We start from the raw sequence: 21,454 nt of genomic DNA, 5'->3' as shown, positions 1-21,454 counted from the left end.
AATGGATGAGGATGACAGAGCAAAATACGTGAAAGATGCCCCGGGAATAACACTCTACGCGGAAATAATGGCCGTGGCTTCAATTTCGACCAACAATCGCGGGTCAATCAGCGCCTTAACTTCCAGCATGGAAGCCGTCGGTCGGATGGTCGCAAAAACTTCGCCGTGGGCCCGCCCTACTTCTTCCCACTGCGAGATGTCAGTCACGAACATGCGCGTGCGCACCACATCCTCAAACGATGCACCGGCTGCATTAAGTGCCGCGCCGATTTTCTCGAGCACGCGTCTGGTCTGGGTGTAGGCATCGGTGCCGGTCACGGTATCGCCGTCCTGCGCGGTGGTGCCGGCCACTTCCACCACGTTGCCCACGCGCACGGCGCGGGAATAGCCCACCACAGCTTCCCAAGGCGCGCCCGAAGAAATTAATTGTCGCATCAGTTCCAAAAGTTTTTCAAGCCTCACCCGAAGCCCAACGATACAAAGCAAACCCAAAAAAGAAGGGCAACCGCAACCGGCTGCCCTTCCCTACTCAGTTAAATCCGTCTAATCCGCAGAATCTGCGGTCCGGATTACACATCCAGCTTCGCGTACTTGGCGTTGCGCTCGATGAAGTCGCGGCGCGGAGCCACTTCGTCGCCCATCAGCATCGAGAACAGGTGGTCGGCTTCGGCGGCCGATTCCACCGTTACTTGCTTCAGGGTGCGGGTGGTGGGCTGCATGGTCGTCGTCCAGAGCTGCTCGGCGTTCATCTCGCCCAAGCCTTTGTAGCGCTGCACGTTCACGGTTTCGGGCTTGCCGCGGCCGAGCTCTTCCTGGGCCTGGGCACGCTCCTCTTCGGTCCAGCAGTAGCGCTCCTCCTTGCCCCGCTTCACGAGGTAGAGCGGCGGCAGGGCGATGTAAATGAAGCCCCGGTCCACCAGCTCGCGCATGTAGCGGAAGAAGAAGGTCAGAATCAGGGTCCGAATGTGCGAACCGTCGATGTCGGCGTCGGTCATGATGATGACCTTGTGGTAACGCAGCTTGTCGAAGTTCAGCGGGCCGGTTTCGGCGCCCTCTTCATCGGTAGTAAAGGCCAGCGACTTGCGCTCGTTGAAGCTCACGCCCAGCGCGGTAATCATGTTCTTGATTTCCTCGTTTTCCAGAATGCGGTGCTCCTGGGCTTTCTCCACGTTCAGGATTTTGCCACGCAGCGGCAGAATGGCCTGAAACGCCCGGTTGCGGCCCTGCTTGGCCGTGCCACCGGCCGAGTCGCCTTCGACTAGGTACAGCTCGCAGGTTTCGGGGTCCGACTCCGAGCAGTCGGCCAGCTTGCCCGGCAGGCTGTTCGATGACAGCACACCCTTGCGCTGCACCATATCCTTGGCCTTACGGGCGGCGATGCGGGCCTTGGCGGCCAGAATCACCTTCTCCATGATTTTGTTGGCCTGGTTGGGGTTTTCGTCCAGGTACTGCGTCAGGATTTCGCCCACCACCGAGTTCACCGCGCCGCTCACTTCGGAGTTGCCCAGCTTGGTTTTGGTCTGGCCTTCAAACTGCGGTTCGGCCACCTTCACCGAGATAACGGCCGTGAGGCCCTCGCGGAAGTCGTCGCCGGTAATTTCCACTTTGGCTTTCTCGAACAGTTTGTTCTTGTCGCCGTAGTTTTTCAGCACCCGCGTCACCGCCGAGCGGAAACCACCCACGTGCGTGCCGCCCTCGATGGTGTTGATGTTGTTGACGTAGGAATAGACGTTCTCCTGGTACGAAGTATTGTACTGCAGGGCCACTTCCACGGGCGTGCCGCCCTTCTCACTTTCCACGTAAATGGGCTCCGAGAGCAGCGAAGGTCGCTGCTCGCCGTCGAGGTACTGCACGAAGTCGCGCAGGCCGCCGGTCGAGAAGAATTCCTCGCCTCGGAATTCACCGCCTTCCACCTTCTCACGACGGTCGGTGAGGGTGATGCGGATGCCTTTGTTCAGATAGCTCAAGTCGCGCAGGCGGCCGGCAATGGTGTCGTAGCGGTACTCGGTTTCGGGGAAGATGGTAGGGTCGGGCAAGAACTGCACCTCGGTGCCGTGCTCATCGGTGTCGCCAATTTCCTTGACGTCGTACTGCGGGAAGCCGATTTTATATTCCTGCTGGTACACGTGGCCTTTGGTGCGCACGGTTACTTTCAGGTCTGAGCTCAGCGCGTTCACGCAGCTCACGCCCACGCCGTGCAGGCCGCCCGACACCTTGTAGGAGCCTTTGTCGAACTTGCCGCCAGCGTGCAGCACGGTCAGCACCACTTCTAGGGCCGACTTGCCTTCCTTGGCGTGGTAGCCTACCGGAATGCCGCGCCCGTTGTCGCGCACGGTGATGGAGTTGTTTTCGTTAATAGTAACGTTAATCAGGTCGCAGTGGCCGGCGAGGGCTTCGTCGATGGAATTATCGACCACTTCCCACACCAAATGGTGCAAGCCCTTCAGGCCGGTGTCGCCGATGTACATGCTAGGCCGCTTGCGCACGGCCTCCAATCCTTCGAGTACTTGGATGCTGTCGGCCGAATAGTCCGACTGCGGAGTTTTTGCTGTTGTTTCGCTCATGAGGGCGGGATTAAATCAGGTCATAAAACCGCCCCACGGGCGGCTAGGTACTGAACACTCAAAAGTACATATTTAATCCCATTTTGAGTATTTTTCGCGCCATTTATCCTCGGATTTTTTCATTTCCCCACACTTCAAAAACAGCTTCTTGCTCATCCATTTTGAGGGCGGCAATTCGGCACAAAAAAAGGGCCTTTCTCTGCAGAGAAAGGCCCTTTTCCAGAAGTAGCCGAGCTACTTAGTCAATCACAATCTTCTGGGTAGCCAGGCCGGCCTCCGTGCGGATTTGCAGGGTGTACACGCCGGTTTTCTCGCCGCTCAGGTCGAGGTTGATTTTGCGCGAGCCGATGGCAGCCGCGTTCAGCGTCTGCGACTTCACCTGACGGCCCAGAGCATCCGAAACGGTCAGTTGTGCGCCCGTTTTCAGTTCCGAACCCAGGTCCACGTTGAACACGCCCGAAGCGCTGGGGTTGGGGTACACATTCAGGGCACTCTGCAGGGCCGCATTGCGGGTTGCGGTACCCGTGATGGCACCGGCGTACTTGTAGATACCACCTACGCCGTTAACGTCGGTGTACAAGCCGCTGTAGCCAGCCGTGGTGCCAGGAGTGGTACCGGGAACCAGGTCCATGCTAAAGAAATAGCCGGGAGCATTCAGGGTAGTACCCGAGAGCGTGATGGTCGTCCAGTTCACACCATCGGTGCTGTAGGACGAGCCGAAATCTTCCGGAGCCTGGTTGGTGGCAGGCACGGGGAAACGCGGGCCGGTGCTGTAGTACACCCCGTTCACGGCATCGAGGTCGTTGCGGTAGAAGTTACCGTTGGCGTTGTTGGTGGGGGTAATCTGCGACCAGGTAGCACCGCCGTCGGTGGTACGGGCGTAAGTTACCGACGAAACCTGGTTGTTAGCCGTGTTGTAGCCGAAAGCAATGCCGTTGTTGGCATCCTTGAAGGCAACCTTGTCAATCAGGTAAGTAATTGGGGTAGGAGCCGATGCCGTCCAGGTCAAGCCTTTATCGGTCGATTTGAACACCCGAACCTGCGCAGTCTGGCTCGACGAAGCCATGCCAACCCAGATGGTGTTGCCCAGCGCGAAGTAAGCACCGGCGTTGCCGTACTCGTTGGCGAGCGGCGCAGGAATGTTGCTGGTCAGACGGTTCCAGGTGGTGCCGCCGTCGGTGGTACGCAGAATTTCAAAAGCACCGTTGGTGGGGTCGCCCAGGGCTACGCCAGTGGTTGCATCGAACATGTGCACCCAGTTGCAGAAACCGCCGGCAAACTGTGCAGCCGTCGTTACTTTAGTCCAGGACTGGCCACCGTTGGTGGTTTTCACAATCTCGCCACCGTAGGTAGCGGCACCATCAAAAGTGCTGCCCGGGAAGGAGCACGCTACTGCGGTGGTAGCGTTGATTCCGGAAATATTGCCGACCGTAGAGCTTTTGGTGGGGCCGGAGGTTACGGAAATTTCGCCCCAATCGAATTGGTCACCAGCGGCGTTGTTGCTGCGGATAAAGTTTCTTGGAATAGAAGCAGGAGCGGTTGATGCTACCTTGTCGGAAGTTACCCCCCACACCATCGTTGGCGAGAGCGTGCTGAGGTTAACAATGTTGGACTGGCCCAGAATGTTGCTGGTGGGCACGTTTACAATCGTCCAGGGATTAGTTTGCGCATTGGCGTGACCGGCAAACCCGAGCAGACCCAAAAAGAGTAGGGATTTTTTCATGGCAACTGGGTGAAATTTGAGGGGGATATTGGGGTTAAAACGGGTGGCTAAAAAGAACAGGCAACTGCCATCGGGTAGCTATTCACTAAACGAAAGAGTTTGTTTTCGGGGTCCAAGATAAGCAGGGATGTCGGTTTAACTGCAAAATAACCGACTTGTTTCGCAGAAAATGGCATTGACCATAGTCCTTCACACTCATATCTGAGGCTTCGTCGCGCTGACCAGTCTTTGTTTTGCCACCGTCTGGCCCCAGAATGCAAAAGGCCCTCCCGTTCCAGGGAGGGCCTTGTACAGTGGCCCCGTTTGGATTCGAACCAAAGACCGACTACTTAGAAGGTAGTTGCTCTATCCAGCTGAGCTACGGGGTCGAAACGGGGCAAAAAAATGTCGGGGTGGCAGGATTCGAACCTACGACCTCCTGGTCCCAAACCAGGCGCGATACCGGGCTACGCTACACCCCGAAAAAAATAATGTTGAGTTAAGAAAACGACTTGTTGGTTGGAGCCCCAACGAGCTGCTTTCGCAACCCAACATTATGGTGGAGAAGGGGGGATTCGAACCCCCGGTAACCTTTAGAGCTACGGCAGTTTAGCAAACTACTGGTTTCAGCCACTCACCCACTTCTCCGGCTGTTGTTCGCTTCCGTCCGAAGCGGGTGCAAATATACGGGCCGAAGTGAAAGAGCCATGCTTTTACCGAAAAAAATATCTGTGCCGCTAAAATATCCGACACACGTTGCGGGCCTATTTGCTAACTGTCTCAGGTCGTTGGATTGTTAATTGAGGCTGGCTAATTGATGTAAAAAAATGAGTGACCCGGCCGGCCGCAGTAATATTGGGCTCATTACAGACCAAACGTGCTGACTTGGGCTTATCCTGATTTTGTAGTGGCGGCGCTAGCGCTGGGCCTAATACTGGGCCTGCTGGTGTGGCACTGGCGGCGCGGTGGCCGGCTGGCGCACCTGCTGGGCAGCCGGCCGCGGCATCGCGGCTGGAAGGCCTTGCTGCGCATAGTGGCAGGCGGCTTGCTCCTGGCGGCCGTGCTCGGCCCGTCGCTAGGGGTGAGCCAGCGGCCCGTGCGCACGGCTGGCAAAGACGTGTGGCTGCTAGTCGATGTGTCGCGCTCGATGGATGCCACCGACGTGGCCCCTACCCGCCTGCTACGCGCGCAGGCCGAGTTGCAGGACTTGGTGGCCCAGTTCCCGGCCGACCGGCTGGGACTGGTGGTGTTTGGGGCGGAGGCAGTGGTACAATGTCCGCTCACGTATGACCAAGCGGCAGTGCAGACCTTTATTGCCACGCTGCGCACCAGCTTGCTGCCGGCTGGTCCCACCACGCTACAGGCACCGCTGGAATTGTTGTTGAGCCGCCTGACTGTGGCTCCCAGCACCGGTAGCCCTGCTCCGCCCCGCGCCACGGCCCTGGTGGTGGTGAGCGACGGCGAGGACTTTGGCGAGAACCTGGAACCCACGCTGCGCGCCCTGGGCCGCACCGGGGCCCGCATATATACCGTGGGCGTGGGCACAGCGGCGGGGGCCAAAATCCCCAAAGCCAATGGCAGCTTCGTGGTGGATGGCCGGGGCCGGGCCGTGCAAACCCGCCTGCGTGAAGGCCCGCTGCTGCAGCTGGCGGCCCAAACGGGTGGGCAGTATGCAGAGCTGACCAACCAACAGAACGGGTTCGGGCCGCTGCTGCGCTCGTTGCGGGCCATGCAAGGCACCGCCGAACAAGTGCGTACCGTGGCCGTGGCCGACAACCGCTACCGCTACCCATTGGCAGCGGCCCTGCTGCTACTGGCGCTGGACGTGGCGCTTACCATCACCACTATCCGGCCATGAAATACGCGGCGCTACTACTAGTAATGCTGAGCGGCCCGGCATGGCACCTGCTGACGGGGGTTCGCGACCGAAACGTAGCGGTGGCCGACGCCACAGCGGCGTATGCCCGGGGCAATGCGGCACGCGCGGCACAGGCATTTTCGGCGGCGCTGGCGGCCCAACGCCAGAAAAGCCCCGACCCGCGCCTGGTGCTCAACCTGGCCCATGCCCAGCTGCTGGCCAACCAGCCGGGTGCCGCGCAGGCTACTTACGGGCGCTTGCTGACGGGCACGCCGGCCCGTATGGGCAGCATTGCGAGGCAGCAGCTGGCGGTGCTGGCGGCACAGCGGGGCGAACTGGCGCAGGCCTTGAGTCTGCTGCGGCAGGCGCTGCTGCTCGACCCATCCAATGCCGGGGCGCGGTTCGACTTTGAAGCGGTGAGCGACTATCTGACCCGCCGGCCCAATAGCCCGCAGATTTCGGCCCCGCCCAAAACACCGGCTCCCGCTAAGCCCAAAGATTCGAACGAGAAGGATTCAGCTGAGAAAAATAAGCCGGGGGAAAAAGCGGGTACGGACCGCAAGGGCGAAGCCGATGACAATAAGCCGTCGCCGCCCTCCCCGACCGCACCCCAGGCCAGCCGGCCCGATGCCGCCGGCCAGCCGGACAACCAGCGCCCAGCCGAAAACCCCGGCAATGCCGCGAACGGCGGCCGCGCTCCCGGCAATGGCCCGACCCAGCCCGTGGCTAGTGGTGCCACACCCGGTACCCAGCGCGGCCTGGACCGCACGAGCGCCACCAATGGAGCATCGGCGGCAGGCCGCAGCAACCGGCCCGGCTCCGATGCCGCCACGGCCGCCGACCTCAGCCTGCAAACCCAACGCGAGCGCCTGCAGGCCATGAACCTAAGCCCGGTCCAGGCCCGGCAGCTGCTGGAAACGCTCCGGGCGCAGGAGCAACAGTATTTGCAGCAGCTCACACGCCTAGCGGCGCAGAAACCCGACCCCAACAAACCGACGTGGTAAGATTTTTTGCCTGATTCAGGAAGTCATTCTTTGTCGCAACTCCTCAATGCTAACAACTGTTAGGCAGGTCGGTGGTTGGGGCGTAGTAAATCCGTACTTTTGCGGCCTGATTCAACCTCCCACCCCAACCCTTTCAGTTTCCTGAATTATGCAGATTAAAGAAGTTGTCATCATCTCGGCCGTTCGCACGCCGATTGGTTCGTTTGGCGGGGCACTGTCGTCGCTGTCGGCTACTGAGCTGGGCGCTATTGCCCTGAAAGGCGCGCTGGAGAAAGCCGGCGTGGCGGGCTCCGAAGTGGAGCAGGTGATTATGGGCAACGTGATTTCGGCCAACCTGGGCCAGGCCCCGGCCCGCCAGGCGGCCAAGAAAGCCGGCCTGCCCGACTCTGTGGAATGCACGACCGTGAACAAGGTGTGTGCCTCGGGCTCGAAAGCCATTATGATGGCGGCGCAAAGCATCATGCTGGGCCAGGCCGAGGTGGTGCTGGCCGGCGGTATGGAGAGCATGAGCAACGTGCCCTATTACCTCGACAAAGCCCGTTTCGGCGCTAAATATGGCCACGGCCAGATGATTGACGGGCTTGTGCGCGACGGCCTCTGGGACCCGTACCACGATTACGCCATGGGCAACGCGGCCGAAAACACGGCCAAGGAAATGGGCATCACCCGCGAGCAGCAGGACGCTTTTGCTATTGAGAGCTACACCCGTAGTGCTGCCGCCGCCAAGGCCGGCAAAAAGAAGGACGAAATTGTGCCCGTGAGCATTGAGAGCCGCGGCAAAACCACCGTCATAGAAGACGATGAGGAATACACCAAAGTTGATTTTGCCAAAGTACCCGGCCTGAAGCCCGCCTTCATCAAAGACGGCGGCACCGTGACGGCCGCTAATGCCTCGACGCTCAACGACGGTGCCGCCGCCGTGCTGCTGATGAGCCGCGAGAAAGCCGAGGCCCTGGGCCTCACGCCCATCGGCCGCATCCTGGGCTTCGCCGATGCCGAGCAGGCGCCGGAGTGGTTCACGACTTCGCCCGCGCTGGCCATTCCGAAGGCCCTGAAAAACGCCGGCAAGACGGCCGCCGACGTGGATTTCTACGAAATCAACGAGGCATTCTCGGTGGTTTCGCTGGCCAACAATAAGCTGCTGAACCTGGACGGCGGCAAGGTGAACAAGTACGGCGGCGCCGTGAGCCTGGGCCATCCGCTGGGCGCTTCAGGCGCACGCATCGTAACCACGCTGATGAACGTGCTCAAGAACGAGGGCGGTAAAATCGGCGTGACTGGCATCTGCAACGGCGGCGGCGGCGCCAGCGCCATTGTGGTGGAGGCGCTGTAGCCGTTTCACACTCACTGAATTTAGGAAGCCCCGTCGTTTGAAACCGGCGGGGCTTTTTTTGGCCCGAATTTTAGCAGGAAGCCCCATCTGCACGGAAATAGCAATTCCTGCGTTCTTTCGCCTATGAAATATTTGTTGCCTTTGTTGTTGCTGCTGGCCCTCCCCTCCCACGGGCAGCAGCTGAAACGATTCATCACCTATTACGACTCGCTGAAAACCACCAAGCGCGAGGTGTATACCGCTCTGGTAGCGGCCGATACCGTGCCGCAGGGCAGCTACAAGCGGTTTTACCGCAACGGCAAGCTCGAGCAGCAGACCAGTTTCCGGCAGGGCAAGCGCGATTCGGCTTACGTGGAGTTTCACCCCAGCGGCACGCGGCGGCTGGAGGCTACTTACCAGGACGGCATCCGGCAGGGTCCGTTCAAAACCTATTACGACGATGGCAAGGTGGCCCAGGCCGGTTTTTTCGTGGACGATGAGCCCAATGGCGACCTGACCTACTACCACCCCGACGGCTCCATTCGGCTGAAAACCACGCTGGTGAAAGGCCAGCCCAACGGACCGCTGAGGGCCGTGTACCCCGATGGCAAGACCCAAGCCGAAATAAACTACGATAACGGCCAGCCCAACGGCGCGGTGAAATTCTACTACCCCAACGGCGCGGTGCAGAGCGAGGGTAGCTTCACGCGCGGGCTACTGTCGGGGCCCTACAAAACGTATTACCCGAACGGGCAGATTGAGGTAGAAGTGCTGGCCGACAAGAACGGCCGGGGCCGCTACCGCAGCTACTACCAGAGCGGCAAGCTGCAGACGGAGAGTACCTACGCGCCGGCCCCGCTGGTGCAGCGCCCGATAAAAAACCAGCTCGGCGACGACCTGACCAAGCGTGTGGCCCCGCCCACCGGCACCAGCAACCTCGACGGGCCGGCCACCAGCTACTACGAGAGCGGCCAGGTGAAAAGCAAGCTCACGTACCGCAACGGCATCCCAACGGGCAAGGGCGTGGAATACTTCGTGACCGGCAACCCGCACGAGGAAACCGACTACAGCAACTCCGGCAAAGACCGTAAGATTGTGCGCTACCAGGACGTGGCGGGCAAGGTGATGCAGGCCGAAGAGCAGTACAAGAACAACCGTCCCACTGGTACCTGGCGCGAGTTTTACCCCGACGGCAAGGCCGTGCGCAAGCAGGAAACCTACGGCCCCAGCGGCCGCCTGGTGGGCGACCGGCTCACCTATTTTGAAAACGGCCAGGTACAAACCCGGCAGCCATATTTGAATGGTTTTCTGGGCGGCGTGGGGCAGGAATACTTCCCCTCGGGCAAGCTGCGCAAGGAAACCACCTACGTGCGCAGCCAGATTCAAGGGGCGTTTAAAGAATACCGCGAGAATGGCACCGTGGCTGTGAGCGGCCAGTACCGCAACAGCCGCCAGAGCGGCGTGTGGACCTATTACAAGGAAGACGGCACCACCGTGGACCGTACGGTGACCTACCGCAACGGCCAGCAGGTGACTGACCCCATCAAGCAGCCCAAGGCCAAGCCGCGCCCGCCGCTGAAGCGGAAGTAACGGCTTGTAATTGAAACATATATAGTGTCATGCAGAGCGCAGCGAAGCATCTTTACCTTCACCACTAACCTTATTTGATTGCGTTGTACGGTAAAGATGCTTCGCTGCGCTCTGCATGACCACCCTATCAAAGCCCTGCCCTATTTGGCGGGGCTTTTTTTACGCATTCGACCCGATTCCTAACAACTCAGGCAACCGCCGGAAGCAACCCGGCATCTAACGCTTCAAACCCTATTTCTCTGCCAGGGCCGCTGAAGGCCTGATGCCAAAATTATTTTTTTGGCGCTTACAAGCTGAATTTCAACTGGTAACAATTTCAAAAGCTTTGCTTAACAGAAATTTATTCAACCAGTACCTTGTGTTACAAAGTACCTGCTTTACATTTGTTCCATACAAGGCCTAGTAGCTGCCGTCAGCGTGTACCAAAGACGGCCCGCTACCCGGCGTGGCTTCACACTCACCGGGGATTCGGGCCCCGGACCCCTCACCTCCCCAGCGGAACCGCGGCCGCTGCCGGACCTGAGCCGCCCCTCGCCCGACCTCATCTTTTTCGCTGCACCATGAAAACCTTTTTCACTCCGCTCACTGGTTTTTACTTCGGCCGCCTGCTGCTGGCTTCGGCTACAATGCTCTTTTTGCCCATCGGGGCAGCCATGGCCCAGACTGCTGGCCCCGGCCGCGTGAGCGGCAGCCTGGTGGAAGCCGGCTCTGGCCAGGCCGTGCCATTCTCCGATGTGCTGCTGCTGCGTGCGGCTGATTCTACCTTCGTGGCGGTGGCCCAGACCACGGAGCAGGGCACTTTTAAAGCAGCGACGTTGCCCTTGGGCACCTACTTGCTGCGGGTGCAGGACCTGAACTATGGCGTGCTGCGCCGCCGCTTTACCCTCACGGCCGCTGCGCCTTCGCTGGAATTATCGGGCCTTCAACTAAGTGCGGCCAAGGCTACCAAGCTGAGCGAAGTGGTGGTGACGGGCCAGAAAGCCGCTGTGGTGGAGGAGTTGGGCAAGCGCGTGATTAACGTGGACAAGGACCTGGGCAGCGTGGGCGGCACGGCGGCCAACGTGCTCCAAAACGTGCCCTCGGTGAGCGTGGATGTGAACGGCACGGTGAGCATGCGCGGCACTTCCAACGTGACCATCCTCATTGATGGCAAGCCCGCCGGCGTGAGCAACGGCGGCACCGGTGGCCCCCGCCTCGACCAGATTCCGGCCTCGCGCATTGCCCAAATTGAAGTAATTACCAACCCCTCGGCCAAGTACGACGCAGCCGGCGGCGGCGGGGTTATCAACCTGATTACCAAAAAAGAAACCCGTACCGGCACCAACGGCACGGCCGCCTTCAACCTGGGCACCGCCGACAAATACAGCGGCAACCTGAACCTGAGCCGCAAGGTGGGCAAAGCCACCTGGACGGCCGGCTACAACGGCCGCGACGTGACCTACCTCAACCACGGCCACAGCGAGCAGACGGCCCTGCTAGGCCCCGGCGAAACCGTCCGCACCACCCAGGTGGGCGTTGGCAACGAAATTCACCGTAACCACTCGCTGGAAATGGGAGTGGAACTGGAATTGCCCAAAAACCAGAGCCTAAGCCTGAACGTGAGCCCCAAAACGGAGCGCAACATCGAAGGCGAAAGCCAGGACCTGACCCAGCAAACCAACGGTGGCCCGGTGCAAAAAACCGTTGGCCGGCAGGACCTCGACGTGAAAGTGAAAATCCTGGAAGCCGACGGCAACTACCGCCGCACCTGGGAGGCTCACAAAGGCCGTGAGCTGACCGCTAACTTCGGTACGGTGATAATCGATGCCAACGTGCCGGTGGTGCAGCGGCAGTACGCCGAGGCTGGCTCGGTGGGCGTGCCGCAGCCCGGCACCCGGCAGCAGCTCGATTTGCTGGCCAACATTCAGTTTGGGCAGGTGGACTACGTGCACCCGCTGGCCGACGGCAAAGGTCGGCTTGAAATGGGCGCCAAAGTAGAACGCCAGAGCAACCACGGCAGCAACAGCTTCGGCTACGCCACCAGCGAAACCCGTCCCAACGACTTCCAGGACGACCCCGCCCGCTCGCTCACCTATACGTCCAACCAAGTGGTGCCCGCTGCTTACGTCACCGCCCAGCACAGCTTTGGCAAGAAGTGGAACGCCCAGGCCGGCCTGCGCTCCGAATACACGTACCTAAGTGGCAGCATTCAGGGCGGCGAGGGCATTGCCCAGCGCGGCAGCCTCCGCCAGGACTACCTGAGCTTCTTCCCCTCGGCCCTCATCAGCCGCGACTTTGGCAAGGAAGCTGGCCAGAACCGCCTGCAGCTGAGCTACGCCCGTCGCCTCAATCGCCCCAACTTTATGCAGCAGCTGCCGCTGGCCATTTACCAGGACCCGCGCAGCTACCGCCTTGGCAACCCGCGCCTGCAGGCTGAATTCAGCCACAACATTGAGCTGGGCCACCAACTCACCATTGGGCAGGCCACCATTACCAGCACCGCGTTTGCCCGCATCACCACCAACTCCATCCAGCGCCTGCGCTTCGTGGACACCCTGGCCACCCGCCTGGCTGGCAATGCCGGCCTAGTGACGGCCGAAACCTACGCCAACCTGGGCACCACCACCAACCTCGGGGCCGAGTTCAGCCTCAACCAGCCCCTGGCCAAGTGGTGGCGGATGAATGCCAGCACCAGCCTCTACCGCGCCCAGATTGCCGGCAACGGCATCGGCAACAATCGCACGGGCTTCATCGCCACGGCCCGCCTCACCAACAACTTCACCATCCGCCCCACCCTCGATTTGCAGCTGAGCGGCAACGTGCGCTCGGCCCAACTCACGGCCCAGGGCCGGCAGCTGGCCTCCGGGCAGGTCGACATTGCCCTGCGCCAGCGCCTGTTTTCGGACCGTGCCGCCCTCACCCTGCGCATTGCCGACTTGCTGAACACCCAGCAGTACCGCAACGAAATCGCCACCGACGTGCTGAGCAGCACCCGCTATTCCAAAGACGAAAGCCGCGTGGGCTGGCTGGGCTTCACTTGGTACATCGGGGCCAGCAAGGCCAAGCCGGGCCGCATCGAGGCCGCGCCCCAGGGCGGCGGCGGCTTCGGCGGCTGAGTTACCCCACTTCCGTTTGCCACCCCGCTTTTCTCACCTTCTTCTTTCTGCGAAAAACCCCGTCGTCGGCTTGGCCGGCGGCGGGGTTTTGTATTACCGAGGCAGCCACATTTGTTGCCTTGCTACAGCGCATGCTGCCATCTAGCCCGCCATTCCGGCTGACTACCTTTGCCGGCCTATGCGGAAATCTCCTTCATCACAAGCCTTTTATTTAACAGTAACGAGTCGTTGGCTGCTTCTATTGGCGGGCGGGACGCTGCTGCCCCTGCGCGCGCAAGGCCAGTCACTGAACACGGCCAAGCTGGATAGCCTGCTGACTTCGCTGGCCACCAACCAGAAAATGATGGGCAGCGTGGCCGTGATGCGGGCAGGCCAGGTAGTGTATAGCCGGGCGTTTGGCTTTGCCCAGCTTCGGCCGCCGCTCGCCGCCACGCCTGCCACGCGTTACCGCGTCAACTACCTGCACCAACTGCTCACGACGATATTGACGTTTCAGCTGGTGGAAGAAGGCAAGCTGACGCTGAACACCCCGCTGGCTCGGTTTTTACCCAAGTTTCCCCGCGCTGCTGACATCACCATCGAGCACTTGCTGACCGAGCGTAGCGGCCTGCGGGCCCGGGCCTACCCACCGGGCAAGCCGATGACCAGCGCCCAGCTGCTGGATTTTATTGCCGAGCCGGTGGCCCCGGCGGAGATATTTCCCGGCGTGCCCTACGTGCATGCCAACTACGTGTTGCTCGAACACGTCATCGCCCAACTCACCAAACAAACTTACGCCCAGGCCCTGCAAACCCGTATTCTGGATCGGGCCGGCATGCACGACACCTACTTTAGCCGTGTCCCCTCCCCGCAGCAGCAGGAAGCCCTGGCCTTCGAAAAACGCGCCAGCGGCTGGCAGCCCAGTCCCAATCTCAATTTTGCGGGCCCCACCGGCACGGGCACCCTCGTATCGACTCCGGCCGACCTCAACCGCCTTTCGGAAGCCCTGTACGAGGGCCGGCTGGTATCGGCGGCTCACCGGCAGGAAATGGAGCAAGGGCACGATGGGAACCCGCACCTCATTGGCAGCAGTGGGCAAAACAGCCGCTGGCCACAGCCGCTCTACTCCTACCAAGCCGACCTAAGCTCGGCCAACGACTACAGCGCCATGGCCAGCTATAGCCCCACCGAAAAGCTTTCGGTGGCATTTTGCAGCAATGCGCGGGCTTACAGCATCAACCAGGTTTGGGAAGGTATCCGCAGCATCTGCTTTGCAAAGCCTTACCGGCTGCCCGTCTTCACTACCTCCAGCTACGTGCCCGAATCTGCCGACCTTGACCGATGTGTGGGTGAATACGCCAGCAGCATGATTGGCTTGTTTTTCAGCGTAAAGCGGGAGGGCAATACCCTGCGCCTGGAGTCGCCGCGCGAAGGCAACATGACGCTGGAACCGGTGAGCAAGGGCGTTTTTCGCTACGAAGAGCGGGGGGCGCGCATCGAATTCGCGCCCGATTTTTCGGCCTTTCTTTATCAACAGAACCGCATGAATTTAGCCTATTTCAAGCGTTAGCCTGGCCACCCCACCCCTTCCCACTCCACGCTTGCGAAACGGGTATCTACCTTTGCCTGCGTTATGCAAAAACCGAGTATTCCCAAGGGCACCCGCGACTTTGGCCCCGCGCAGGTGGCGCGCCGCCAGCACATTTTCAACGTTATCCGCCGCACGTTCGAGTCGTTTGGCTTTGCGCCGCTCGAAACGCCGACGCTGGAAAACCTGTCCGTCCTCACCGGCAAGTACGGCGACGAGGGCGACCAACTCCTGTTCAAAGTGCTGAACTCCGGCGATTTTGCCAAGGACGTCACGGCCGAGGACCTAACCACCGGCTCGAAAGCCCTGCTGCCCAAAGTGGCCGAAAAAGGCCTGCGCTACGACCTCACCGTGCCCTTCGCCCGCTACGTGGCCATGAACCGCGGCACCTTAACTTTCCCCTTCAAGCGCTACCAGATGCAGCCCGTGTGGCGCGCCGACCGCCCCCAGCGCGGCCGCTACCGCGAGTTTTACCAGTGCGATGCCGACGTGGTGGGCACCGATTCGCTGCTCTGCGAAGCCGAAATCGTGCTCATGATTGCCCAGGTAATGGATGGCCTTGGCCTGCACGATTTCACCATCAAAATCAACCACCGCGGCGTGCTGCGCAATATTTACCAGGCGCTAGGCGGCGAGGGCCGCGAAACGGACTTGTTTGTGGCCATCGACAAGCTCGATAAAATCGGGCGCGACGGCGTGACCAAGGAGTTGCTGGAACGCGGCTTCTCAGAAGGCACCATCGAAACCCTGTTTGCGCTGCTCACGGTGGAAGGCAGCTACGAAGAGAAGCTCCAGCGCCTGCTGGCCGGCTTCGTGACGGCCGGCGTGGAACCCGACGGCACCCGCCCCACCGCCGCCGATGACGCGGCCGCGACGGATGAAATCACGGCCCGCTACCGCGGCCTTACCGAGCTGGCCGAGGTGCGCGACCTGCTGGTGGCCTCCGGCTTTCGGCAGTTCGACCGGCTCGAATTTGACCCCACGCTGGCGCGGGGCCTCTCCTACTACACGGGCTGCATTTTCGAAGTCAAAATCAACAACGTGCAGATGGGCAGCGTGAGCGGCGGCGGGCGCTACGACAACCTCACCGGCTCCTTTGGCCTGCCGGGCGTGTCGGGCGTGGGCTTTTCGTTTGGCGTGGACCGGCTGTATGACTGCCTGGAAGCGCTGGACCTGTTCACCCAGACCGGCGAGACGCCTACCCGCTGCCTCCTCACGCACTTCGATTTGGCCAGCGGCCGGGCGGCCCTGCCGCTGCTGGCGCAGCTACGCGCCGCCGGCATCCCTAGCGAGCTTTATCCCGACGCGAGCAAGCTGCAAAAGCAGTTCAAGTACGCCGACGCCAAGGGCATTCCGCTGGTCATCGTGCTCGGGCCGGAGGAAATCGCGGCCGGCGTGGCCAAAGTCAAAATCATGGCTTCCGGCGTGGAGCGCGTGCTACCGCTGGGCGAAGTAGTGGCTGCCCTCACGGTAGAGTAGTGTGAGAAGTACCAGTAAGCTGCTTCACGAAAACTCCCCTCCTCAAAAAAGGAGGGGAGTTTTTTTCGTTCTTTGCGGTCCCCAACCGCCCCTCACCCCCCTTTTTAATGCCCACCCACACCATTTCGCCCGCGCAGCCCCTCACCCTGGCCGCGCTGGCCGCCCTGCTGGCCGACAGCCGCCCGGTCGAACTCGGCGCCGACGCGAAGGCTCAGATTGCCGCCTGCCACACCTACCTGCACGAGCGCCTGGTGCACGACGACCAGCCGATTTACGGCATCAACACGGGCTTCGGCTCCTTGTATAATGTGGGCATCGCGCCCCAAGAGCGCACCCAGCTCCAGGTTAACCTGATGATGTCGCACGCCTGCGGCACCGGGGCCGAAGTGCCCCAAAACCTCGTGCGCCTCATGCTGCTGCTCAAGGCCCAGAGCCTGAGCTACGGCCACAGCGGCGTGCAGGTGGCCACCGCCGAGCGCCTCGTGGCCATGTACAACCGCGAGATGCTGCCCGTGGTGTACGAGCAGGGCAGCCTCGGAGCTTCCGGCGATTTGGCCCCGCTGGCCCACCTCTGCCTGCCCCTGCTGGGCCTGGGCGAAGTAAATTACCAGGGCTACCGCCTCAGTGCCGAGGACGCCTTGAGCCTCTTCAGCTGGGAGCCCCTCACCTTGCAGGCCAAGGAAGGCCTGGCCCTGCTCAACGGCACCCAGTTTATGCTGGCCTATGCCGTGGATGGCGTGCTGCGCGCCCAGCGCCTGGCCGCCGCCGCCGATGTCATCGGGGCGCTTTCGACGGAAGCCTTTGGCGGCTGCACGCACCCGTTCAATGAAAACCTGCACCGCATCAGGCCCCACGCCGGGCAGGTGCTGGTAGCGAAACGCCTGCGCGAGTTACTGGCCGGCTCCGAGCTGCAAACCCAGCCCCGCCTGGCCGTGCAGGACCCCTATTCCTTCCGCTGCCAACCGCAAGTGCACGGGGCCTCGCGTGATGCCCTGGCCTACGTGGCCCAGGTGGTCGAAACCGAGTGCAACTCCGTCACCGACAACCCCAACATCTTCCCCGACGAAGACCTGATTCTGAGCGGCGGCAACTTCCACGGCCAGCCCCTGGCCCTGGCCCTCGACCACCTGGCCATTGCCATGGCCGAGCTGGGCAGCATCTCGGAGCGCCGCACCTACCAGCTCATTTCCGGCCAGCGTGGCCTGCCCACCTACCTCGTGGCCGAGCCCGGTGTGAACTCCGGCTTGATGATTCCGCAGTACACCGCCGCCGGCATCGTGAGCCAGAACAAGCAGCTTTGTACGCCGGCTTCGGTGGACAGCATCGTGAGCAGCAACGGCCAGGAAGACCACGTGAGCATGGGCGCCAACGCCGCCACCAAGGCCCGCCGCGTCATCGAAAACGTGGAGCAGGTGCTGGGCATCGAACTGCTTACGGCCGTGCAGGCGCTGGCCTTCCGCCGCCCCGGCCGCACCTCCGAGGCCCTGGAGCGCGTGGTGGAAGCCTTCGGGCAGGAAGTGAAATTCGTGGTGCGCGACCGGGTGCTGTACCCGGATTTGCACAAAGCCGCGGCCTTCGTCCGTAAGTTTGACTGGCAGTAAAAGCCGCTGGCCTTACTTCTGGCAAAAAATCATTTCTGGTAAATGGGAATGAATGTGCCGACATGGGCGCTATACTGCTTCATCCTGCGTTACGAAGGCTGCCCGATGCAAGCGCACGAAGCTGATAAAATATGAAGCTGCTGAACCGCTATTTCTTATTGCTCCTGCTGTGGCTGCCGGGCCAGTTAGCTTGGAGCCAGTGCGAAACACTGCCCAACGACCCCACGGCATTTGTGGCGCTCGATGCCAACGGCATGGAAATAACGTCCTTTTGCGTGGGCCAGCCGGTGCATTTCGTGCATACTCGGCCCACCACCGGCGTGTTGAGCTACGGCGTGTTGCGGGGCACGGGGGTCACATTTTTCTCCTCCACTCCCCGCTGTTTCCCCCCCAACTACCTGCCGTATACGTATACTCCCACATTAGCCGAAGTAGGCCCGGTCACGGTATCGGAACTAAATAATGTGATTGGTAATCCCATCTACTACTACCGCGTTTACAACGTTTACGACACGCCGCCGCCGGCCTTCACGGTAGCGCCCTGCCCCGCCAACCAAGCCTTGGTCACGATAACTGACACGGGTTACGATACCTACACCTACACTTTTCAGACGCCCACTGGCTCTACCGGGTCGGCTTCGATTGGCCGGGGGCCAGGGGTGATTCCCGTGCCAGTCGGCGCCACCTCTATCACCCTTACCGGCCACTTTAATACCAACGGCTCGTGCGAGAGTCGCCCTTCGGTACAGCCCATCACGCTAGCCGCCCCAGTAAAGCCCACTCTTACCAGCCTCACGCTCAGCGGGCCGGTGCCCAACGGCACGGCTACGCTGGCCGTGGGCAACCTGCCGGCCGGCTACCTCTACACTTTGCAGGTTGACACCGGTACCGGTTTCCAGGATGTGCCCAGCGTAACCATAAGCCCCGGCAGCCCTCCGCTCAGCGTGCCCAACGCGGCGGCTGGCCGCTACCGCATTGCCCGCAAGGACTACTGCGGCGGCAGCCCGGATGCCTCAGTCGCCATCGGCACGCTGAGCCTTACCGGTGCGTCGGCCCGCAACCGCAACCAGCTGCTGCTGGACGACAAAGGCGGCCCCGGCACCACTTACACCGTCACCCGCAACGGCACGTCTATTACCTCCCTGGTGCCCATTAGCGGTGGGCTGGAGGATACCGACGTGGTGTGCGGCAGTACTTATAACTATGTGGTAACGGCCACTCAGCCGGGCGGCGGAGTGGCCATTTCCAATTCGTTTCCCATCCGCACGGAATCAAGCCTGCCGCCACCCCAGCCCCTCCTGGTCGCCAGCTTCAACCTCAATAACGTGGTGGTGCTGACACCGACGCTGGCCACGCCCACCCTGCCCGTTGGCAGTTCGCTCCGCTACAGCCGCACGGCCGGCAGCAGCGGAGCGGTCGATTTCGGCACCGCTACCTCACTGCGCGCGCGCCGCGATTCCACCGACCTGGCCACCCTCAAAGCCAGCCCGCCCTGCTACACCGTGCGGCTGGCGGATACCTGCCGCAACGTCTCGCCCCCCAGCTCTGCCACTTGCCCGGCCATCCTCTCAGCCAGCGCCGCCGATGCCGACGGCAGCACCGCCGCCCTCACCTGGACACCCTTCACCGGCCCCGAACCAACCATTCTGGCCACCTACGCCCTCCAGCGCCTCGCCGCCGACGGCTCCGTGCTGAGTTCCGTGGCCGTGACTGGCAACACCTACACCGACCTCACCCCACCCACCGACCGCCAGGTGTTGCACTACCGCCTGCAAATTAGCGGCGCGGGCCTGCCGGCGGGCACGTTCAGCTATTCCAACCTGGCCAGTGTCACGCGGCAACTCACGCTTACCATTCCCACCGCCTTCACGCCCAATGGCGACGGCCTGAACGACGTGCTCGAAGTGAAAGGCAAGTACCTGAACAACTACACTTTTGTGGTAGTAGACCGCAACGGCCAGCAGGTTTTTCGCGGCACCCAACGCAGCGAAACCTGGGACGGCACCATCAAAGGCCACGCCCCGGTGCCGGGCGCGTATGTGTGGCGTTTTCAGCAGGATAACGAGGACGGCACGCTGTTTTCGGCCACGGGCGCAGTCACTATTCTGAAGTAGAACCGCGCTTCGCCACCACCTTTGCGGGGAATTTTGGCCGAATACGACAGCGCAAAGCATCCTTTTGTGCCCTTTAGGTGTTCACTGCTAACTGAAAACTGTTAACCGAAATACAATATGGCATTCGACATCACCGGCATGATGGGCAAAGTGAAAGAGCTGCAGGACAAGATGCAGCAGGCCCAGCAGGAAATTCAGCACATCACGGCCACGGGCGAAGCCGGCGGCGGCATGGTGCGCGCCACGGCCAACGGCCACCGCAAAATCCTCAAGCTTGAAATTGACGAAACCCTGCTCACTCCTCAGGACCGCGACATGCTAGCCGACCTCGTGGTAGCTGCCGTGAACAAGGCCCTCGACGAAGCCGCCGAGCTGGCCCGCCAGGAGCTGCAGCGCAAAACCAGCGGCCTGATGCCCAACGTGCCCGGCCTCGATTTGAGCGGTTTTGGGGCCTAACACTGCGGCCCCGAGCGGCGTGTGCGCCGACGTGGCCATCGTCATCCTGAACTGGAACGGCGCCAAATTCCTGCACCGCTTCCTGCCCGGCGTTGTCGCCCACGCCGACGGCGCCCGCGTCATCGTGGCCGACAACGCCTCCTCTGACGACTCGGTGGAGCTGCTGGCCCGCGACTTTCCCACCGTGGAGCTGCTGCTGCTGGAGCGCAACTGGGGCTTTTGCGAAGGCTACAACCAGGCATTGGCGCAAGTCGACAGCCCATTTTTCGTGCTGCTGAATTCCGACGTGGAAGTCACGCTGGGCTGGCTGCGCCCCTTGCGCGGCCTGCTCGAAGCCAACCTGCGAATCGCCGCCGTGCAGCCCAAAATCCTGTCCCAAATCGACCCCACGCTATTCGAATACGCAGGAGCCGGGGGCGGCTACCTCGACCGCCTGGCTTACCCCTTCTGTCGCGGCCGCCTTTTCGATACCCTCGAAAAGGACCTGGGCCAGTACGACGACCCGCGTCCCGTGGCCTGGGCTACCGGCGCCTGCCTCATGGTGCGGCGCTCGGCCTGGCAAGCCCTCGGCGGTCTGGAGCCGGCTTTTTTTGCGCACATGGAGGAAATCGATTTCTGCTGGCGCCTGCAGAATGCAGGCCACGAAGTCTGGTACCACGGCGGCAGCGCCGTGCAACACGTGGGCGGCGGTACCCTGCACAAGTCCAATCCCCGCAAAACCTACCTGAATTTCCGCAATGGCCTAGCGCTGCTGTATAAAAATGCCGCGCCTGGCGAGCTCTACGGTCCCCTCTTCCAGCGCCTCGTGCTGGATGGCGTGGCCGGCCTACGGTTCTTGTTAAGTGGAGAAGTGGGGAATTTCTGGGCCGTGTTGCGGGCGCATTTCAGCTTCTACAGCAGCTTCGGGTACTGGCGCAAGAAGCGGCAAGCAGCCCGGCCGCACTTGCGGGTGCAGGACCGCGCCGGGGTTTACAACGGCAGCTTGGTCTGGGCCTACTTTGGCAAAGGCAAGCGCAAATTCAGCGAGTTGGGGCTGAAATAAAGACGCCTGTCATTGCGAGTGGAGCGCAGCGAAACGCGGCAATCCGTCCTCTCGCAGCGACCAACCCTGA

General features: G+C 61.5%; 14 protein-coding genes and 3 tRNA genes. 11 read left to right on the top strand and 6 right to left on the bottom strand.

Going from position 1 to position 21,454, the window contains the following annotated elements; all coding sequences use genetic code 11:
• Positions 1-54: 54 nt before the first annotated feature.
• The 6 genes from I7X13_RS01755 to I7X13_RS01730 form a co-directional block, all read right to left on the bottom strand.
• Entirely contained in the window at positions 55-438 is a 384-nt protein-coding gene (locus I7X13_RS01755) for a RidA family protein (RefSeq protein WP_198074573.1), read from the bottom strand.
• A 131-nt stretch (positions 439-569) separates the two neighbouring features.
• Positions 570-2,564 carry a DNA topoisomerase (ATP-hydrolyzing) subunit B gene (gene gyrB, locus I7X13_RS01750; RefSeq protein ID WP_198074123.1) on the bottom strand — a complete coding sequence of 665 codons (1,995 nt, stop codon included), beginning with the start codon at positions 2,562-2,564 and terminating at the stop codon, positions 570-572.
• 238 nt (positions 2,565-2,802) lie between these two features.
• On the bottom strand, positions 2,803-4,287 hold the full coding sequence (locus tag I7X13_RS01745; protein WP_198070438.1) for a T9SS type A sorting domain-containing protein: 1,485 nt from the start codon (positions 4,285-4,287) through the stop codon (positions 2,803-2,805).
• A 294-nt stretch (positions 4,288-4,581) separates the two neighbouring features.
• Positions 4,582-4,655, bottom strand: a tRNA-Arg gene (locus I7X13_RS01740).
• A gap of 19 nt (positions 4,656-4,674) precedes the next feature.
• Positions 4,675-4,748: transfer RNA gene (locus I7X13_RS01735), tRNA-Pro, on the bottom strand.
• 75 nt (positions 4,749-4,823) lie between these two features.
• A tRNA-Ser gene (locus I7X13_RS01730) sits at positions 4,824-4,914 on the bottom strand.
• A gap of 229 nt (positions 4,915-5,143) precedes the next feature.
• Between I7X13_RS01730 and I7X13_RS01725 the strand changes: the two genes are divergently transcribed.
• The 11 genes from I7X13_RS01725 (at position 5,144) to I7X13_RS01675 (ending at position 21,384) form a co-directional block, all read left to right on the top strand.
• A complete protein-coding gene (locus I7X13_RS01725) occupies positions 5,144-6,124 on the top strand; it encodes a VWA domain-containing protein (protein ID WP_198070437.1) in 981 nt (326 codons plus the stop codon).
• On the top strand, positions 6,121-7,128 hold the full coding sequence (locus I7X13_RS01720; protein WP_198074122.1) for a hypothetical protein: 1,008 nt from the start codon (positions 6,121-6,123) through the stop codon (positions 7,126-7,128). Before I7X13_RS01725 ends, I7X13_RS01720 begins: the two co-directional genes overlap by 4 nt.
• A gap of 148 nt (positions 7,129-7,276) precedes the next feature.
• Entirely contained in the window at positions 7,277-8,461 is a 1,185-nt protein-coding gene (locus I7X13_RS01715) for an acetyl-CoA C-acyltransferase (protein WP_213019001.1), read from the top strand.
• Between the two features lie 123 nt (positions 8,462-8,584).
• Positions 8,585-10,030 (top strand): toxin-antitoxin system YwqK family antitoxin, encoded by a 1,446-nt coding sequence (locus I7X13_RS01710; RefSeq protein WP_198074121.1) that lies wholly within the window; start codon positions 8,585-8,587, stop codon positions 10,028-10,030.
• A 560-nt stretch (positions 10,031-10,590) separates the two neighbouring features.
• A complete protein-coding gene (locus I7X13_RS01705; protein WP_198074120.1) occupies positions 10,591-13,125 on the top strand; it encodes a TonB-dependent receptor domain-containing protein in 2,535 nt (844 codons plus the stop codon).
• 178 nt (positions 13,126-13,303) lie between these two features.
• Entirely contained in the window at positions 13,304-14,674 is a 1,371-nt protein-coding gene (locus tag I7X13_RS01700; protein WP_198074119.1) for a serine hydrolase domain-containing protein, read from the top strand.
• A 63-nt stretch (positions 14,675-14,737) separates the two neighbouring features.
• Complete coding sequence (gene hisS / locus I7X13_RS01695) at positions 14,738-16,171, top strand: histidine--tRNA ligase (protein WP_198074118.1); 1,434 nt, start codon at positions 14,738-14,740, stop codon at positions 16,169-16,171.
• Between the two features lie 107 nt (positions 16,172-16,278).
• Positions 16,279-17,772: a histidine ammonia-lyase gene (gene hutH / locus I7X13_RS01690; RefSeq protein WP_198074117.1), complete on the top strand. Its 1,494-nt coding sequence runs from the start codon at positions 16,279-16,281 to the stop codon at positions 17,770-17,772.
• Positions 17,773-17,903: 131 nt separating this feature from the next.
• Complete coding sequence (locus tag I7X13_RS01685) at positions 17,904-19,886, top strand: T9SS type B sorting domain-containing protein (RefSeq protein ID WP_198074116.1); 1,983 nt, start codon at positions 17,904-17,906, stop codon at positions 19,884-19,886.
• Positions 19,887-20,003: 117 nt separating this feature from the next.
• Positions 20,004-20,342 carry a YbaB/EbfC family nucleoid-associated protein gene (locus I7X13_RS01680; RefSeq protein WP_198070429.1) on the top strand — a complete coding sequence of 113 codons (339 nt, stop codon included), beginning with the start codon at positions 20,004-20,006 and terminating at the stop codon, positions 20,340-20,342.
• The gene (locus tag I7X13_RS01675; RefSeq protein WP_213019000.1) at positions 20,332-21,384 is read left to right on the top strand and encodes a glycosyltransferase family 2 protein; all 1,053 of its coding nucleotides are present in this window, start codon (positions 20,332-20,334) and stop codon (positions 21,382-21,384) included. Before I7X13_RS01680 ends, I7X13_RS01675 begins: the two co-directional genes overlap by 11 nt.
• Positions 21,385-21,454: the final 70 nt, after the last annotated feature.

The sequence above is a fragment of the Hymenobacter negativus genome, assembly GCF_016056375.1.
Taxonomy (GTDB): Bacteria; Bacteroidota; Bacteroidia; order Cytophagales; family Hymenobacteraceae; genus Hymenobacter; species Hymenobacter negativus_A.
Note: the sequence above shows the minus strand (reverse complement) of the source record. Positions and strands in the feature narration are given on the sequence as shown.

Bases quoted from the DNA above. Each gene is read 5' to 3' on its own strand.
- gyrB (WP_198074123.1), bottom strand. From the start codon at position 2,564: ATGAGCGAAACAACAGCAAAAACTCCGCAGTCGGACTATTCGGCCGAC.
- I7X13_RS01745 (WP_198070438.1), bottom strand. From the start codon at position 4,287: ATGAAAAAATCCCTACTCTTTTTGGGTCTGCTCGGGTTTGCCGGTCAC.
- I7X13_RS01720 (WP_198074122.1), top strand. From the start codon at position 6,121: ATGAAATACGCGGCGCTACTACTAGTAATGCTGAGCGGCCCGGCATGG.
- I7X13_RS01715 (WP_213019001.1), top strand. From the start codon at position 7,277: ATGCAGATTAAAGAAGTTGTCATCATCTCGGCCGTTCGCACGCCGATT.
- I7X13_RS01710 (WP_198074121.1), top strand. From the start codon at position 8,585: ATGAAATATTTGTTGCCTTTGTTGTTGCTGCTGGCCCTCCCCTCCCAC.
- I7X13_RS01705 (WP_198074120.1), top strand. From the start codon at position 10,591: ATGAAAACCTTTTTCACTCCGCTCACTGGTTTTTACTTCGGCCGCCTG.
- I7X13_RS01700 (WP_198074119.1), top strand. From the start codon at position 13,304: ATGCGGAAATCTCCTTCATCACAAGCCTTTTATTTAACAGTAACGAGT.
- hisS (WP_198074118.1), top strand. From the start codon at position 14,738: ATGCAAAAACCGAGTATTCCCAAGGGCACCCGCGACTTTGGCCCCGCG.
- hutH (WP_198074117.1), top strand. From the start codon at position 16,279: ATGCCCACCCACACCATTTCGCCCGCGCAGCCCCTCACCCTGGCCGCG.
- I7X13_RS01685 (WP_198074116.1), top strand. From the start codon at position 17,904: ATGAAGCTGCTGAACCGCTATTTCTTATTGCTCCTGCTGTGGCTGCCG.
- I7X13_RS01680 (WP_198070429.1), top strand. From the start codon at position 20,004: ATGGCATTCGACATCACCGGCATGATGGGCAAAGTGAAAGAGCTGCAG.